The organism is Vibrio fortis (genome assembly GCF_024347475.1).
In the GTDB taxonomy this organism is placed as follows: domain Bacteria; phylum Pseudomonadota; class Gammaproteobacteria; order Enterobacterales; family Vibrionaceae; genus Vibrio; species Vibrio fortis.
Map to the genome: position 1 here is coordinate 1,273,805 of NZ_AP025487.1, position 15,062 is coordinate 1,288,866.

At 44.6% G+C, this 15,062-nt stretch carries 15 protein-coding genes; 14 read left to right on the forward strand and 1 reads right to left on the reverse strand.

Annotated elements, in window-relative coordinates:
* Window position 1: 1 nt before the first annotated feature.
* From nrfC to OCV50_RS05850, 14 genes are all read left to right on the forward strand, one after another.
* Entirely contained in the window at window positions 2–688 is a 687-nt protein-coding gene (gene nrfC / locus OCV50_RS05785; RefSeq protein ID WP_239840693.1) for a cytochrome c nitrite reductase Fe-S protein, read from the forward strand.
* 2 nt (window positions 689–690) lie between these two features.
* Complete coding sequence (nrfD, locus tag OCV50_RS05790) at window positions 691–1,665, forward strand: cytochrome c nitrite reductase subunit NrfD (protein ID WP_261903940.1); 975 nt, start codon at window positions 691–693, stop codon at window positions 1,663–1,665.
* A gap of 54 nt (window positions 1,666–1,719) precedes the next feature.
* A complete protein-coding gene (locus OCV50_RS05795; RefSeq protein ID WP_261903941.1) occupies window positions 1,720–3,654 on the forward strand; it encodes a heme lyase CcmF/NrfE family subunit in 1,935 nt (644 codons plus the stop codon).
* The gene (locus OCV50_RS05800; protein ID WP_261903942.1) at window positions 3,632–4,219 is read left to right on the forward strand and encodes a DsbE family thiol:disulfide interchange protein; all 588 of its coding nucleotides are present in this window, start codon (window positions 3,632–3,634) and stop codon (window positions 4,217–4,219) included. Before OCV50_RS05795 ends, OCV50_RS05800 begins: the two co-directional genes overlap by 23 nt.
* Complete coding sequence (nrfF, locus tag OCV50_RS05805; RefSeq protein ID WP_239840697.1) at window positions 4,216–4,650, forward strand: heme lyase NrfEFG subunit NrfF; 435 nt, start codon at window positions 4,216–4,218, stop codon at window positions 4,648–4,650. The genes OCV50_RS05800 and nrfF overlap by 4 nt, the downstream gene beginning before the upstream one ends.
* A 90-nt stretch (window positions 4,651–4,740) precedes the next feature.
* Window positions 4,741–4,917, forward strand: coding sequence for a hypothetical protein (locus tag OCV50_RS05810; protein WP_239840698.1), 177 nt, complete (start codon window positions 4,741–4,743; stop codon window positions 4,915–4,917).
* A gap of 227 nt (window positions 4,918–5,144) precedes the next feature.
* The gene (locus OCV50_RS05815) at window positions 5,145–5,744 is read left to right on the forward strand and encodes a GTP cyclohydrolase II (protein WP_239840699.1); all 600 of its coding nucleotides are present in this window, start codon (window positions 5,145–5,147) and stop codon (window positions 5,742–5,744) included.
* A gap of 172 nt (window positions 5,745–5,916) precedes the next feature.
* On the forward strand, window positions 5,917–7,176 hold the full coding sequence (locus tag OCV50_RS05820) for an imelysin family protein (protein ID WP_239840700.1): 1,260 nt from the start codon (window positions 5,917–5,919) through the stop codon (window positions 7,174–7,176).
* Window positions 7,177–7,387: 211 nt separating this feature from the next.
* Entirely contained in the window at window positions 7,388–8,776 is a 1,389-nt protein-coding gene (locus OCV50_RS05825) for a di-heme oxidoreductase family protein (RefSeq protein WP_261903943.1), read from the forward strand.
* Between the two features lie 140 nt (window positions 8,777–8,916).
* A complete protein-coding gene (locus OCV50_RS05830) occupies window positions 8,917–9,975 on the forward strand; it encodes an imelysin family protein (protein ID WP_239840986.1) in 1,059 nt (352 codons plus the stop codon).
* Complete coding sequence (locus OCV50_RS05835; protein WP_261904127.1) at window positions 9,965–11,056, forward strand: DUF1513 domain-containing protein; 1,092 nt, start codon at window positions 9,965–9,967, stop codon at window positions 11,054–11,056. Before OCV50_RS05830 ends, OCV50_RS05835 begins: the two co-directional genes overlap by 11 nt.
* A gap of 81 nt (window positions 11,057–11,137) precedes the next feature.
* Window positions 11,138–12,682: a L,D-transpeptidase family protein gene (locus tag OCV50_RS05840; protein WP_261903944.1), complete on the forward strand. Its 1,545-nt coding sequence runs from the start codon at window positions 11,138–11,140 to the stop codon at window positions 12,680–12,682.
* A 173-nt stretch (window positions 12,683–12,855) separates the two neighbouring features.
* The gene (locus OCV50_RS05845; protein ID WP_261903945.1) at window positions 12,856–13,404 is read left to right on the forward strand and encodes a YcbK family protein; all 549 of its coding nucleotides are present in this window, start codon (window positions 12,856–12,858) and stop codon (window positions 13,402–13,404) included.
* 148 nt (window positions 13,405–13,552) lie between these two features.
* On the forward strand, window positions 13,553–14,206 hold the full coding sequence (locus OCV50_RS05850) for an MBL fold metallo-hydrolase (RefSeq protein ID WP_239840705.1): 654 nt from the start codon (window positions 13,553–13,555) through the stop codon (window positions 14,204–14,206).
* A 50-nt stretch (window positions 14,207–14,256) separates the two neighbouring features.
* Here OCV50_RS05850 and OCV50_RS05855 read toward each other — a convergent pair whose 3' ends face one another.
* Window positions 14,257–15,015 carry a DUF2982 domain-containing protein gene (locus OCV50_RS05855; RefSeq protein WP_261903946.1) on the reverse strand — a complete coding sequence of 253 codons (759 nt, stop codon included), beginning with the start codon at window positions 15,013–15,015 and terminating at the stop codon, window positions 14,257–14,259.
* Window positions 15,016–15,062 lie beyond the last annotated feature (47 nt).

Below are 15,062 nucleotides of genomic sequence, written 5' to 3' on the forward strand. Positions count from 1 at the left end.
TATGAGCTGTTCTAGAAGAAACTTTTTAGCTGGTGCCGGCGCTGTGATTATGACGACTGGAATAGCAGGTACCTCTGTTGTTACCAGTAGAAAAACATTGGCGAGCGTACAGACTGATGGCAATAAGCGCTATGGAATGATCCATGATGAAACGGCTTGTATCGGTTGTACGGCGTGTACCGAAGCGTGTCGTGAGGTGAATAAAGTTCCAGAAGGCGTTTCAAGGTTAGAAATTGTGCGCAGCGAGCCACAAGGGGAGTACCCAGACGTTGACTACCGCTTTACTCGAAACTCTTGTCAACACTGTGACAACGCACCGTGCGTCATGGTGTGCCCAACTGGTGCTGCTTATAAAGATGAGAAGACTGGCATTGTCGATGTACACAAAGATAAGTGTGTAGGTTGTGGTTATTGTCTGTTGGCTTGCCCTTATCAAGTTCGCTTTTTCAATCCAAAAGACGGTTCAGCCGATAAGTGTAATTTCTGTCGTGATACTAATTTAGCGCAAGGAAAACTGCCTGCTTGTGTGGAATCTTGTCCAACAACAGCGCTGATATTCGGTGATCTTAATGATCCAAATAGTCAGATCAATCAAGTGCTGAAATCCGAAGTGGTTTACCGAGATAAAGTCCATTTAGGCACTCAGCCTAAGCTTTACAAAGTACCACATCAGAAAGGGGAGATTTGATTATGAGTGCATGGGATACAGCTTTCCAATCTGGAACCGTGGTATGGGATTGGATCATCGCTATCTATCTGTTTTTAGCAGGTATGTCAGCAGGTGCGGTGATGATCTCTATCTACCTTAAGAGGAAGGTTATTGAAGGCGATGCTGCGAAGAATGGTGTGCTAAAGGCGACCGCATTTCTTGCGCCATTTGGCATCATTTCGGGCTTGTTGATTTTGGTGTTTCACCTAACTAAGCCACTCTCTTTCTGGAAGATCATGATCTTTTATAACCCAACGTCTGTGATGTCGATGGGTGTGATTTTATTCCAAGTGTATATGGCGATCTTATTCGTTTGGATCGGAATCATCTTTAGGGATCAAATCACCCTGTTTTTGAGTGAACAGACTTGGCTTAAAGGACGTTTAGACTTTGTTGGGAAACTCATTGGGAAATTTGAACCCCTTGAAAACGCGACAGAAATTCTGTTGGCTGTGTTGGCACTTCTGCTTGCGGCATACACAGGTTTCTTACTCTCAGCGCTAAACACGTTCCCAATGTTGAACAACCCGGTATTACCAATACTGTTCTTGTTCTCTAGTCTATCGTCCGGTGCGGCAGCCTGTATTTTGTTCGGGGTTCTGGTCTTTAAAGAGTCTCCTCAAGGGCCTAGTATCTCTTGGATCCACGGCTTTGAGCGTCCAGTAGTGATGTTTGAGTTGTTCGTCCTCGTTACGTTCTTTACAGGCTTGATTTTCGCTGGTGGTCAAAGTGAGCAAGCTGCGTGGAATGCAATTGGCAGTGGCTTCTGGGCGAGTTGGTTCTGGTACGGAGTGATAGGTGTGGGTATGGTTCTACCATTGCTGCTGAATGCTTTCACTCCTAAAGCGGTTCGTCATACCGGAGTGTACATTTTCGCTGTGACATGCTTGAGCTTGGCCGGTGTTTTAATGCTTCGTACCTTTGTACTTTATGCTGGTCAATTAACTTTGGCATAAAGTAGGTTATGTTTGTTCTTTTCGGCCCCTTCATTGGGGCCATATCGAGGTGATATGCTGGGTTCTTTAGGGCTATTCAATCTCATCGCTGTCGCAATACTCAGTAGCTTGGTGAGTATTGTATATCTGACGGGGCTGTATACTCAGTCAAAGCGTTACTCTGCCTTCATTCGTAGCGCAACTCAAACCGGTTCTCTGTTATCAATTGCTGCCGTGGTAATGCTTGCGGTGGCTTTCTATCAAGATGATTTTTCAATTCTTTATGTCGCTGAACATTCGAATACCCAACTGCCGAGCGCCTTCAAAATAGCGGCGGTGTGGGCTGGGCATGAAGGTTCATTGTTATTTTGGGTACTGACCTTAAGTTGTTGGGCAGGGCTTATCGCGAAGCAAAGTCACTACCGAGCAGATTATCACGACGCTGTCCTCTGGGTAATGAACCTGCTTCTGACGGTGTTTGCTTGGTTTTCCTTAGTTGCTTCCAACCCATTCGAACTCAACTCCGTGCTCGTGAGTGAAGGGCGCGATCTTAACCCTATGTTGCAGGATGTTGGGTTGATTTTTCATCCTCCGTTGCTCTACCTAGGGTATGTCGGATTTTCTGTCGTTTTGGCATTTTCAGTTGCGGCTTTGATGGTAAACCCTATTGAGCTCGAATGGGTAAAACATTGTCGTACATGGTGTTTAGTAGCTTGGTGTTTTTTAACAGCGGGTATTGCGCTTGGCTCTTGGTGGGCGTATTACGAACTGGGTTGGGGCGGCTGGTGGTTCTGGGATCCGGTCGAAAATGCGAGTTTATTGCCTTGGTTGACCGCGACCGCACTCCTGCATATTTTGGGCGTAGCTAATGGTAAAAAGCAGCTGTTGAAATGGTCTTTCAGCTTAGCCTTTATCACGTTTAGCTTAAGTATTTTAGGCACCTTTATCGTCCGATCCGGACTCCTTACATCGGTACATGCGTTTTCGGTTGACCCAAGCAAAGGGTTGGCGCTACTGACGATTTTAGTGGTCGTGTTAATGAGTTCGTTTTCTCTGTTAATTATTAAAGGTGAGCAATTCGAATCGCAAGCAATTAGAGGCTTCAAGAGCAAAGGCTTTATAGTGCTAATTGCTGCATTGATGCTGATATTGGCGATGTCGATTGTTCTATTTGGTACCTTCTATCCTATGGTTTTCGAATTGCTGGGTTTAGGGACGATTTCTGTTGGCGCACCTTATTTTAATTTGCTGATTGCCCCATTGGGGCTGCTCGCTCTGGCGGCGATGGGGGTTTCTCCACTGATTATTTGTAAGCCTCAATGCACAGCAAAATTGATGGTTGTTTTGGCCGTGATTTCGATACTCAGTGGCTCACTTTTCTACCTGTCACAAGTATTCACGAGCAACTGGTTATCAACGTCATGGATGGTACTAGTCACTTGGTGTTTAGCTTGCTGGGTAGTAACGACACATGGTTATAGTCTGTGGCGAACGCGAAACACACGTTATCAACATAAGTTACTTGGGATGTCGATGGCGCACTTTGGCGTGGCTCTGCTTGCGGTAGGAGCGGGGATGAACAGCTTCCACTCCTTTGAAGCAAGCTATCGTTTGGCACCAAGCAGCCAAGTTGAATTTATGGACTGGACGCTTAACTATCAACAAACTGAGTTGTATGTTGGGAACAACTACACTGCTGAGCGCGGCGTTATCGAAGCTGAAAGTGGCGCAAATCGTTTTGTCATTGCCCCTGAACGTCGTCATTACCCAGTGCGGGTGATGAATATGAGTGAGCCCGCAATGAAGTGGTTCTGGCATGGTGACATCTACATCACAATGGGAGAGAAAGTCGATAGCCAGGGTTACGCATTTAGAGTCCAGTATAAAGCGTATGTTCGTTGGATCTGGTTAGGTGCACTATTGATGATGTTAGGAAGCATAGTGTTAGTAGCACAAAGGTATAAACGACGAATAAAGGAGACGAGTTATGAAGTCCAATGTTCGCAATAAAATAGTGCTTCTGTTTGCATTAAGTGTCTTGGTGGTCGCAGTCTTTGGCTTAGCTTTGAATAAGACACAGAAAGTCAGCGTGACTGAGCAACACCCAACAGATTTCCCTGAGTTTTCGCTCCCAAGTTTATTGTTGTCTGATGGCAGTGCGCTAGGGGACAAATCATCAACAGCGGATAAGGTGTCGGTGACTTTGGCTAAAGAAGATGTTACCGCACACCCTTATCAATTGGTTAACGTATGGGCGTCATGGTGTGGCGTATGTAAGAAGGAGCATTCAGTCTTATTACAGCTTGCCGACGATAATATTCCTATTATCGGCTTAAACTATCGCGATAAGGCCACGGCGGCGATTAGAGAGCTTCAAACGGCGGGTAACCCATACCGCAAAGTGATAAGTGACTCGAACGGTGAGCTGGCGTTAGACCTAGGGGTGATTGGTACTCCAGAGACGTATTTAGTTGACCGGCAAGGTAAAGTGATAAAAAAACTAGTGGGCGCTATGACACAAGAAATTTGGCAACAGGAGTTTGCTGACTATTTTACGAATAAGGCGGCACTATGAATTACGTAGCCTTGGTATTATGTTTTTTGAGTGTATTAACTATAAGTTCATCATTAAAGGCGGATGAACTATTTGTCTCTAATAACAAACAGGTAGCGATAGAAGTAGAGCTATTTGAGTTTGACAATTTAGCTCAGCAGCAACAAGCAATATCATTAGCTAAAACATTGCGTTGTCCTCAATGTCAGAATCAAAATTTGATTGAGTCAAATTCGCCGATAGCAAAAGATTTACGACTTCATGTATTTAAAATGGTTAAGTCTGGAAAAACCGATACACAAATCATTGAATATATGACAGCGCGCTATGGTGAATTTGTTCTATATAAGCCTGCGTTCAATATGACAAACGGGTTACTTTGGCTATTCCCACTTCTTTTATTGTCTCTATTTATATATTTATTAATTAAAAGTGTTAAGGCGAGTCCATAAAAATTTAAATTAATTGTTTACCTGATGATCGGTATTTTGTAACATATCCCACTCGTATATGACTTAGCACTTTAATATAAGGACGTATTGGTGGAAAACGTAATCTCAAATCTAAAAAAAGAGTTTTATAGCCATGTCCAGTCAGAGCAGTGGGCAGACAAGTACAGTGCTAAGTCAACAGTATCTCTTCTGACGCAAGAAGAGTTGGCTGAGTTGGAAAATGCCTGGATTCAACTCGTGATCTGGAAGCAGAAACAGATCGGCTAAGTTAAGCTAACTGTCTAATTTTTAACCCCATGTCAACCTAGTTGGCATGGGGTTTTTTAATGCCGTTAACAAAAAGTGTTATATTATAACATTTTGTTGGCTCGGAGCCTTGAAAAAAGTGATCAACGGCGCCATAGTGTCTATCATTAGATTGTTCGCTACAAAATTATTACTTAAATGAATAACGTAGCGCTGTTAAATACAACGAATTGCAAGTGAGTGTAGATATGGCGGAAGTTCGTGCCAGAGTAGATTTTAAAGTAGGGGCCAGCAGCAACATTGATGCGGAGCTTCTTTCATTCCACGGCTTAAAAACAGACAAAGAACACGTTGCTGTGATCTTCAAAGCAGCTGACACAACGCAGGACATCCCATTGGTTCGTATGCACTCTGAGTGTTTAACTGGGGATGTGTTCCACTCGTCACGTTGTGATTGTGGCGAACAACTAGACGAGACGATTCGTCGTATGGGTGAATCGGGCGGTATCATTCTTTACCTTCGCCAAGAGGGCCGTGGTATCGGTCTTTATAATAAGATTGATGCATACCGCTTACAAAGCGAGGGTATGAACACCTATGAAGCGAATAACCACTTAGGTTTTGGTGATGATCTGCGTGACTTCACTGAGGCGGCAGAGATGTTACGCGCGTTAGATGTGACTAAGATTCGTCTGATTACTAACAACCCTAAAAAAATTAATGAGCTGAAATCGTACGGTATTGAGATCGAAGAAGTTGTAAATACAGCAGCCCACATCAAATCGGGTAACGAAAGTTACTTAAAAGCAAAAGTGTCTCACGGTAAGCACAACTTAACTATTGAGTAGTTTAGCGTGTCGCACCTAACACAAAATGAAGCAAAAACCTCACAAATGTGAGGTTTTTTTGTATTTGCCTTGCAAATAAATTGTAACTTTGTATTATCGCAACAAGTAGTGCAAATGATAATGGTTTGTACTACCAATATAAATAATAATTCAAGCTCAACAAGGATGCTTCATGACCATTAAATCTTTAGTGACTAAAGCGGTTACTTCGTCACTCATTTTTGCTTCTGCTTCATCTTTTGCAGCAGTGACCCAAGATCAAGTTGTCGAGCACTACGCTGACATCGCTCACGCGGTATTTGCTGACTCTGTGATCACAGCGAAAGCGCTTAACTCTTCTATCGACACATTTTTAGCTTCGCCGTCAGCGAGCAACTTCGAACAAGTTAAACAAGCTTGGCTGGAGTCTCGTGTTCCTTATCAGCAATCAGAAGTGTTCCGTTTCGGTAACGCAGTGGTTGATGACTGGGAAGGTCAACTGAACGCATGGCCACTAGATGAAGGCCTAATCGACTACGTTTCAACAAACTACCAGTACGAGCTAGGTAATGAAGGCGCAAGTGCAAACATCGTTGCAAACGAAACCTTCCAAATTGGTCAAACTAAAGTTGACGCATCAAACATCACACCAGAGCTAATCGCTGAACTAAACGAAATCGGCGGCTCTGAAGCGAACGTTGCATCAGGTTACCACGCGATTGAATTCCTACTTTGGGGTCAAGATCTAAACGGTACTAACGCTGGCGCTGGTGCTCGTGCATACACAGACTTCGTTGTTGGTGCTGAGTGTACAAACGGCAACTGTGAGCGTCGTGGTGCTTACCTTAAAGCGGCTGCGGAACTTCTAGTTCAAGATCTAGAGTGGATGGAAAAGCAGTGGTCTGCAGACGAGAAGGGCAACTACCGTCAAGAGCTACTGGCTGAATCTAGTGACAATGGCCTTCGTAAGATGCTATTCGGCATGGGTTCACTGTCTCTGGGTGAACTTGCTGGTGAGCGTATGAAGGTAGCACTAGAAGCGAACTCTACTGAAGATGAGCACGATTGTTTCTCTGATAACACGCACAACTCTCACTACTACAATGAGCAAGGCATCTACAACGTTTACACTGGTCTGTACAAGCGTGAAGACGGCACATTGCTTTCTGGTCCAAGCATCTACGACCTTGTTGAACAAAAAGATAAGCAAGCAGCAAAAGAGATCCAGAAGCAGTTTGATCTAGCACGTGCACAAGTGGGTCAACTTGTATCTTCAGCAGAGAAGAACAATGAGTACTTCGACCAGCTAATCGCGGCAGACAACGCTGCAGGTAACGCACTAGTGAACAAAACTATCGTTGCTCTGGTATCTCAAACAGCAGCAATCGAGCGTGCGGCAGGCATCATCGGTATCGATAGCCTAAACCCAGACACGGCTGATCACGAGTTTTAATCTCTTGTGATATCCCACTATTGATAAGGGCTCGTTTGAGCCCTTATTTGTTGAGGTCGAATAGGTTGCGACGAGTTGAAATGCTCTTATGTCCAACCAAAGATGACAGCTCACCTCGGTCGTCAAAGTTTAACCAATCTAATGAACCTAAGTATTAGCCCATAAAAAGTACAACGAAGCTAAATACTCACCAACTTAGCAAAGGCAATGTATGAAGTCGTATCTTTCCGCCTCGTTATTATCCGCTCTGTTTTTTGTGTCTCCATTACACGCCCATGATGTTTACTCTGGCGGCAAAACTACCGTTAAAAAAGAGGGAGCGAATGCATTCTCTCTACCTGCTGCCAATCTACCGATGACCAAACGTCTCGATTTCAGCGTAGGTAACAGCTTTTTTAGAAACCCATGGGTGCCAGCTCCATCATCCACCGATGCGCGTGATGGCTTAGGTCCGCTATTTAATACCAATGGCTGTCAAAACTGTCATATTAAAGATGGACGCGGGCATGCACCCGAAAGTGGTGATGAAAATGCCGTTTCAATGTTGGTACGACTGAGCATACCAGCAGAAACGCCAGAGCAGAAAACAGCCTTTATCCGTGATGGGGTGATCCCAGAGCCTACTTATGGCGGCCAACTCCAAGATTTTGCAATTCAAGGTGTTAAGCCTGAAGGCAAGGTCAACATTTCTTATACCGATGTACCCGTAACCTTTTCGGATGGCACAGTTGTGACACTTCGTAAGCCAACACTGACAATCACAGAGCTAGCTTTTGGAGACATGCACCCTAAAACGCAGTTCTCTGCACGTGTTGCGCCACCGATGATTGGTCTGGGTTTGCTTGAAAGTATTCCAGAAGAGACAATTCTAGGTTTTGCTAAACAACAAAAACAAGCGAATCAAGGTGTGTCAGGCAAAGCAAACCAAGTGCTAGATGTGCAAACAAATGAGATGACTCTAGGCCGTTTCGGATGGAAAGCGGGACAGCCAAATCTCATGCAGCAAAATGCCGCTGCGTTTAATGGTGATTTAGGCTTAACAAGCAATCTGTTTCCAAATGAAAACTGTACATCTGCTCAATCGACCTGTACTGAATTTCCTGACGGTGGAAAACCTGAAGTCAGTGACAATATTCTCGACTTTGTTGAGTTCTACTCTCAACACTTGGCGGTTCCAATTCGCCGAAATGTCGATGATCCGCAAGTGATTAAAGGACAGGCATTGTTTGCACAGTCGGGTTGTCAAAGCTGTCACCAAACCAATATTCGCACCATGGAGCGAGAAGGTTTACCGGCACTCTCTAAACAGCTTATTAGCCCTTATACAGATATGCTATTGCACGACATGGGCGAAGGTTTAGCGGATAACCGACCTGAGTATTTAGCCAATGGCCGCGAGTGGCGTACTACACCGCTTTGGGGCTTGGGTTATACGCAAGAAGTCAACGGTCACACCTTCTTACTGCATGATGGCCGAGCTCGCAACGTGATGGAAGCTGTTCTGTGGCATGGTGGTGAGGCTGAGCACGCAAAACAGAACGTACTTAAATTGAATAAGTCTGAACGTGACGCGCTTATCGCATTCCTAAATTCGTTATAATTTTAGGCTTTATATCTTTATCGGAAATTCACAATAGCGATACCAGCTTGTGAATTTCCTTTGCTATGCGCTAAGTAAATCTATAATCAAAAGCGCAGCCATGCTCAACATTAGGTAACAACATGAAAAATAAACAATTCATGAAAAGTAAATTGTGGGCACTCCCGTTATCAGCTTTGGTTGTAACGGGGTGTCAATCTTCTGGTGGATCAAACTCATCAGATGAAAATAACTTAGGCTTTTCGGCCGATACCGCTCAGCACTTGAGCACAAGCGTCTACCTGACAGAATTCAATTCAGCGGTAAACTTTGCAACACAAGCGTCAGAGCTCGAAGCGGCAGTTGAATCGTACTGTCAAAGCGATGCTGTGACGTTGGAGCAGCTGAAGTCAGAATGGCAACAAGCAATGACGGCTTGGATGGCGTTGCAGGGGCAGGAGCGTGGTCCTGTTAAAGCGCTTGAAGAGAGTTGGAATGTCCAGTTCTGGCCAGACAAAAAGAACACGACCGGGCTGAAAATGAGCCAACTCAACCAACAGAACAAGCTCTGGACACAGCAAGATATCGCAATGCAGAGTGTGACAGTTCAAGGGCTAGGTGCGCTTGAGTGGTCTTTTTACGACAAAGCGTCTCCACTTTTGGTTGATAAGGCGTCAGGTTGTCAGAGCGTCACTGCGATTGCGCAAAACCTAGCATTAAAATCTTCAAATATCGCCTCTGCTTGGCAGGTGAACCCATGGACATCTCTTGATGAGAAACAGTGGGAATCAGAATACATCGCGTTGATGACGAATCAGCTTGATTACAGCATGAAGAAATTGAGCCGACCGTTAGCGAAAATTGGTAAGCCGCGTCCATACTTTTCGGAGTCGTGGCGTGCGCAAACGTCAATGGCTCAGCTAAAAGCGAACGTTGTGGCCTTAGAGGCGCTCTACTTAGCTGACGGCAAAGGTTTAGATGCGATTTTACGCGAGCAAGGACATCAAGATCTTGCCGATCGCGTTTTTTCTCAATTTGAACTCACCATTGATACATGGCCAGAGCAAGAGAGCCTGTTTGAGTTGCTACAAAGCAAAGAAGGCTATCGCCTTGTGTTGTCGCAATACAATAAATTAGAGCAACTGAAATACCTTATCCATGAAGAAGTAGCCATAGAGCTTGGTGTTGTAATAGGATTTAATGCAACCGATGGTGACTGATTCTACACGCAGAAACCTGTTGAAGGCGGCGCTAGGTTGCGCCGCTGTTCCAGTGCTACCGTTTGGCTGTGCCGCTACGCAATCTGAGACCTCACTTACAGATAATTCGCCTAAGCTGATTGGTTGTGCATTGAATGGAAGAGATCGCTTCTCGGCGGTGGTTGCGAACCAATTTGGTCAACCACTTACTCAATTGCCTATTCCGGAGCGAGGCCATGGGGTCGCGATAAGCCCAAATCAAAATCATGCGGTGGTCTTTGCTCGCCGTCCGGGTAACTTTTTTGTTGTGTTTAATTACGTTACAGGACAACAAATCAAGATGACCGTGAAGGGGAATAATCGACACTTTTATGGTCATGGCGTGTATTCGTTAGATGGTCGTTATCTCTATGCGACAGAGGGCAAAAGTAACACCAGTGAAGGCGTAATCGGAGTCTACGATGTCCAGCAAAACTACATCAAAGTAGAGGAGTTTAGCGGTTTCGGAATTGGTCCACATGAAGTGATCATCATGCCAAGTGGTGATTTGGCGATTGGCGTGGGCGGCGTGCACACTGATGGGCGAACACCGAAAAACCTAGATACCATGAAACCAAGCCTGACTTATCTCTCTCCTACGGGGCAGATTATTGATCAAGTGGGGTTGCCAGATAAGAAGTTGAGTATTCGACACCTTGCGCACGATGGGGCTCAAACCGTGTTATGCGGACAGCAGTATCGCGGCGAACCTGACGAGTATCCTTCGTTGCTTGCGATGCACACCAAGGGCGGTGAATTTGAAAGCTTGAATGCTGAGCCGGAGCAGTGGGCGAGGTTTAATCACTATATCGCGAGTATTGCTGCTTCGGATGAGTGGATACTGGCGACCTCTCCGAGAGGCAATTGCTACGGAATATGGTCTAAAGCGACGAGAGATCTTGTTGAGCTTTCCTACCTTGCCGATGCTTCTGGTGTGGTACTACTTGCAGATGAATTTCGACTAAGTTCAGGTGCTGGTGGCGTCATAAGCCAGTCTGTTCCTCATGATAAGTCTACACTTCAATCGGGTATTCAATGGGATAACCACTGGAGTGCAACTTGATGCTTAAAAATCGTTAAAAAATAACATGCTTGCTCCAATTCTTTGCCATACTTAAAAGATGATTTGGCATAGGAGCATCGCATGTTAGTGAAGTATATTTTCGCCATATTACTGGTGGTCTCCACACATTCGTGGGGTTCTGCCAGTCATCAGATAAGACAGGATATTAAGCCTAGCTCTGACCTATCATTTTCGCTCCTATATCCAGAGTTAACGCAGCGTATCTATCAAGATGCTTCTTATCCTGTGGTTTGGGAGTCATCTACCGCTTTTAATGCATTTGAGTTTCAACTATCGCTGATCGATAAAGCGCAGTTTTCTCCACTGTTTAGTGAGCAATTTAAACAAATTGAGAGGTATAAAGCCTCTGGTGAGTGGGATAAGGTCGATATCTTAACCACAGATGCGCTTCTGCATTATCTAAGTTATGTAGAGAATGCACCACTAATCGGTAAAGAGTGGTATTTCTCTGAGAAACTTCAAGACCGATTACCTGAGCCCGCCCCTGAAACCATAGTTCGTGTGCAAGACAGCATTGATAATGGCTATTTATTGGAGCTAGTTCTTTCTCACGCTCCACCGGTGGGTAACTTTGACCAGTTTAAAGAGTCTTACGCCGTGCTCTCTCAGGCTATGAATGAAACCTTTCCTCTTTATGACCAACTCGGTCTAAAACGCTTGGAAGATGAGATCACACAAAAACCGATCTTGTTAGAAAGGATGGCTTTAGTGGGTGTCGATATTTCTCATGTCGATCCGAATATTCCTATTTTCGATCTAGAGCTTGAAATAGCAGTCAAATCTTTTCAGAAGATCCATGGAATAAAGTCAGACGGGATTATTGGTCCAGATACGATGAAATGGATCAATATGCCGTTTGAAGATCGCTTGCGTGCGATTGCTCTAAATGCTGAGCGAGCGCGTTTATGGCCCAAAGATAGAGACTCTCTTATTGTCGTCAATGTGCCTAGCTTCGAGATGAAGTATTGGGAAGGGGGTAAAGAAGTCTTTGAATCTAAGGTGGTAGTAGGCCGAAAATCTCGCAAAACACCTCTATTAGAGATCAATCTTGATTCGGTGATTCTTAATCCAACCTGGAACGTTCCCTGGAAGATCATGGTGAAAGACATTTTGCCTAAGGTTCGCGCAGACGAGAGCTATTTAACCAGCAACAACTTTCGAGTGATCGATGGTTGGAGAACGATGGAGACCATCGATCCCGAACTGATTGATTGGCAAAGCATTAACTTTAATTCTTTTCCTTATCGCATGAGACAAGAAGCCGGTTCACGCAACGCTTTAGGCTTGTATAAGTTTAATACACCAAACAATCGCGCCATCTACTTACATGACACTCCGAGTAAAGGACTGTTTAATGATGATTTTCGTGCCTACAGCTCAGGTTGTATACGCGTAGAGCATGCGGAAGAGCTTGCAGAGCTGTTGTTCGAGACGAAAGCGAGAAAAGCGCCACGACAAGATGGTTCGTTGGCACCTAACACCAAAGTGAGGCTCAAAAAACGAATTCCAGTGCATATCATCTACCAAACCGTTCTGTTTGAAGAGGAAGGGATTCAGTATCGCGGAGATGTCTACCAATATGACAAGGAAGGCGGAGAAGGGTGATCTTGACCAAAATTTACAAACAAAACTTTATTGATGAAATTATAATGCCTATCAATAACTAAGAGTTTTAAGGCATCAAAAATAGCGTTCTTGAGCAAATTTTGCTCATTGACGTTACAATACCCATTATGTATCGTGCGTTTTTTGTTCGATTTAATGGGATTTTTTGCTGTATGTCTCAAAATGTATTCTCTCGCCGTCAGTTTCTCACTCTTGCTGGTGGTTCTGTGGTCGCGGCTTCTCTCACACCTTCACTCGCGTTTGCTTCATACCCAGACCAACCAAGAGTCATTAGCATGAATAATCTTCATACTGGTGAAAGCTTGGAAAGCTGCTACTTCGATGGCAAGAACTACGTTGGTGATGAAATGGCTCGCTTGAGTAAGCTGTGTCGTGATTTCCGTCGTAATGAAATCCACCCGATGGATAAGAACCTGTTTGATCAGATTACGCAGATCCAAAATATCCTTGGTATTCAAAAAGAAGTACAGATTATTTCAGGCTACCGTTCTCCGGCAACCAATGAAGCACTGCGTTCTAATTCAAGTGGCGTGGCGAAAAAGAGCTACCACATGCTGGGTAAAGCGATCGATTTTCGCATTGATGGTGTGAACCTAAAAGAGTTGCGTGACGTCGCGAAGAGCTTGAAAGCGGGTGGTGTGGGTTACTACGCTCGCAGTAATTTCATTCATATTGATACAGGCCCTGTACGCAGCTGGTAATGACAGATAGCCAAAGTATGGCTTTATGTGTTTGGACATCCCAAGCTCAAAACTTGTCAAAATAGACATCCAATGTCATAGTTTGCGCCAGATTATGTAATGGAACGCTAAATTAGCCATTATTAAGTTTGCTTTCTAAGGTTTGTATATGTCTCTTAAGTATCAAGTTGTACCGGTTACCTCTTTCTCCCAAAACTGTTCGATTGTGTGGTGTGATGAAACCATGGAGGGCGTTGTTGTTGACCCAGGTGGTGACGTAAAACAACTAGCGGCAATCATCGAAGAGTTAGGTGTTAAAGTGGTGAATTTGGTACTGACTCATGGTCACTTAGATCATGTTGGTGGTACAGAACCGTTAGCTGATATTCTAAAAGTAGAAATCGTTGGCCCACACAAAGCCGATAATTTCTGGTTGCAAGGTTTAGAAGGCCAGAGCCAAATGTTTGGTTTCCCACGTTGTGAAGCTTTTGAACCCAACAAATGGTTAGAGCAAGGCGATAAGATCACGTTCGGCAACCAAGTGATGGACGTAATTCATACGCCGGGTCACACACCAGGACATGTCGTATTGTTCAGTGAAGAAGCGCGTTTAGCCTTTGTAGGCGATGTGTTGTTCAATGGTGCGATCGGTCGTACAGATTTCCCTCAAGGTGACTTCAACACGCTAATCTCTTCAATCAAGACTAAGCTTTGGCCGCTAGGTAACGACGTAACGTTTGTACCGGGTCACGGCCCTGAATCGACCTTTGGTCGCGAGCGTGCTTCGAACCCATTTGTTGCGGATGAAATGCCACTTTACTAATTCGGTATTTCCAGTCTCTAATTAAAATAAACAGCTCGCGCCAGAGCTGTTTATTGCTCACGCTCTGCTGCTGCAAGATAGCGTCGAGCTAATCCTACGAACTCCTCTCCACTCATTTTTAAGTCATTGGTAGATATGAAGATATCGTAGCCATGATAACCTCTTTGATAACGCATCCTGTTAGCCAACATTGCTTGCAAACCTGAATAGTGCCAACGCTTGTCTTTCTCTTTAGCTAGGGCTTGTGCTTTTGACGCACAGAGGGCGTCTTGGTCGATGAAAATAGAAGCCTCATCGTCGTTGAAGCGCACTTTTCCGTTGAATTGTGATGAATCCAAAACAATATCTCCAAACTTAGACTCTTGCCCGGCCTGCTTAGCACCAAGGTAGAGTAGTGCCCTTTGATTCAACAGCAACTCACACGTGATCTTAGGACAGATTGAATCTAGGTAAGGGGCGTAATCACGAATCTTTACCCCTATCCAAGGGAGTGGTTGGTGCCAGCCATCTTGTTGGTAGGTGCATAAACCGATTTTCTCTATGTTTGACCATTTCAGTACCCAGCCACCTTTGTAAAAGTGTTGCTGAAAGTGGGTGGGCGTTAACGTAAACAGAACTCGGCTTCGCAACATTAAATAGTAACCAGCGACAAGTAACACGATAACCAGAAAAGCACCAACAAAAAGGAGTCGAGGAGCGTCATAGTAGAGTGCAACGAATAAGCAGATGAAGCCCAAAATTACAGCGACATAACGATAGGCGCTTTTGAACTTCGGCAGTGAAAAGTTTGCAATATGACGTGTTTCCATAGGGTTCACCAAGTTTCATATTTTGGTCTGGATGAATAACCAGTAGA

Excerpts from the sequence above, each read along its gene's own strand:
- OCV50_RS05800 (WP_261903942.1), top strand. The coding sequence starts at position 3,632 with ATGAAGTCCAATGTTCGCAATAAAATAGTGCTTCTGTTTGCATTAAGT.
- OCV50_RS05820 (WP_239840700.1), top strand. The coding sequence starts at position 5,917 with ATGACCATTAAATCTTTAGTGACTAAAGCGGTTACTTCGTCACTCATT.
- OCV50_RS05815 (WP_239840699.1), top strand. The coding sequence starts at position 5,145 with ATGGCGGAAGTTCGTGCCAGAGTAGATTTTAAAGTAGGGGCCAGCAGC.
- OCV50_RS05855 (WP_261903946.1), bottom strand. The coding sequence starts at position 15,015 with ATGGAAACACGTCATATTGCAAACTTTTCACTGCCGAAGTTCAAAAGC.
- nrfC (WP_239840693.1), top strand. The coding sequence starts at position 2 with ATGAGCTGTTCTAGAAGAAACTTTTTAGCTGGTGCCGGCGCTGTGATT.
- nrfD (WP_261903940.1), top strand. The coding sequence starts at position 691 with ATGAGTGCATGGGATACAGCTTTCCAATCTGGAACCGTGGTATGGGAT.
- OCV50_RS05795 (WP_261903941.1), top strand. The coding sequence starts at position 1,720 with ATGCTGGGTTCTTTAGGGCTATTCAATCTCATCGCTGTCGCAATACTC.
- OCV50_RS05835 (WP_261904127.1), top strand. The coding sequence starts at position 9,965 with ATGGTGACTGATTCTACACGCAGAAACCTGTTGAAGGCGGCGCTAGGT.
- OCV50_RS05840 (WP_261903944.1), top strand. The coding sequence starts at position 11,138 with ATGTTAGTGAAGTATATTTTCGCCATATTACTGGTGGTCTCCACACAT.
- OCV50_RS05825 (WP_261903943.1), top strand. The coding sequence starts at position 7,388 with ATGAAGTCGTATCTTTCCGCCTCGTTATTATCCGCTCTGTTTTTTGTG.
- OCV50_RS05845 (WP_261903945.1), top strand. The coding sequence starts at position 12,856 with ATGTCTCAAAATGTATTCTCTCGCCGTCAGTTTCTCACTCTTGCTGGT.
- OCV50_RS05830 (WP_239840986.1), top strand. The coding sequence starts at position 8,917 with ATGAAAAGTAAATTGTGGGCACTCCCGTTATCAGCTTTGGTTGTAACG.
- OCV50_RS05850 (WP_239840705.1), top strand. The coding sequence starts at position 13,553 with ATGTCTCTTAAGTATCAAGTTGTACCGGTTACCTCTTTCTCCCAAAAC.
- nrfF (WP_239840697.1), top strand. The coding sequence starts at position 4,216 with ATGAATTACGTAGCCTTGGTATTATGTTTTTTGAGTGTATTAACTATA.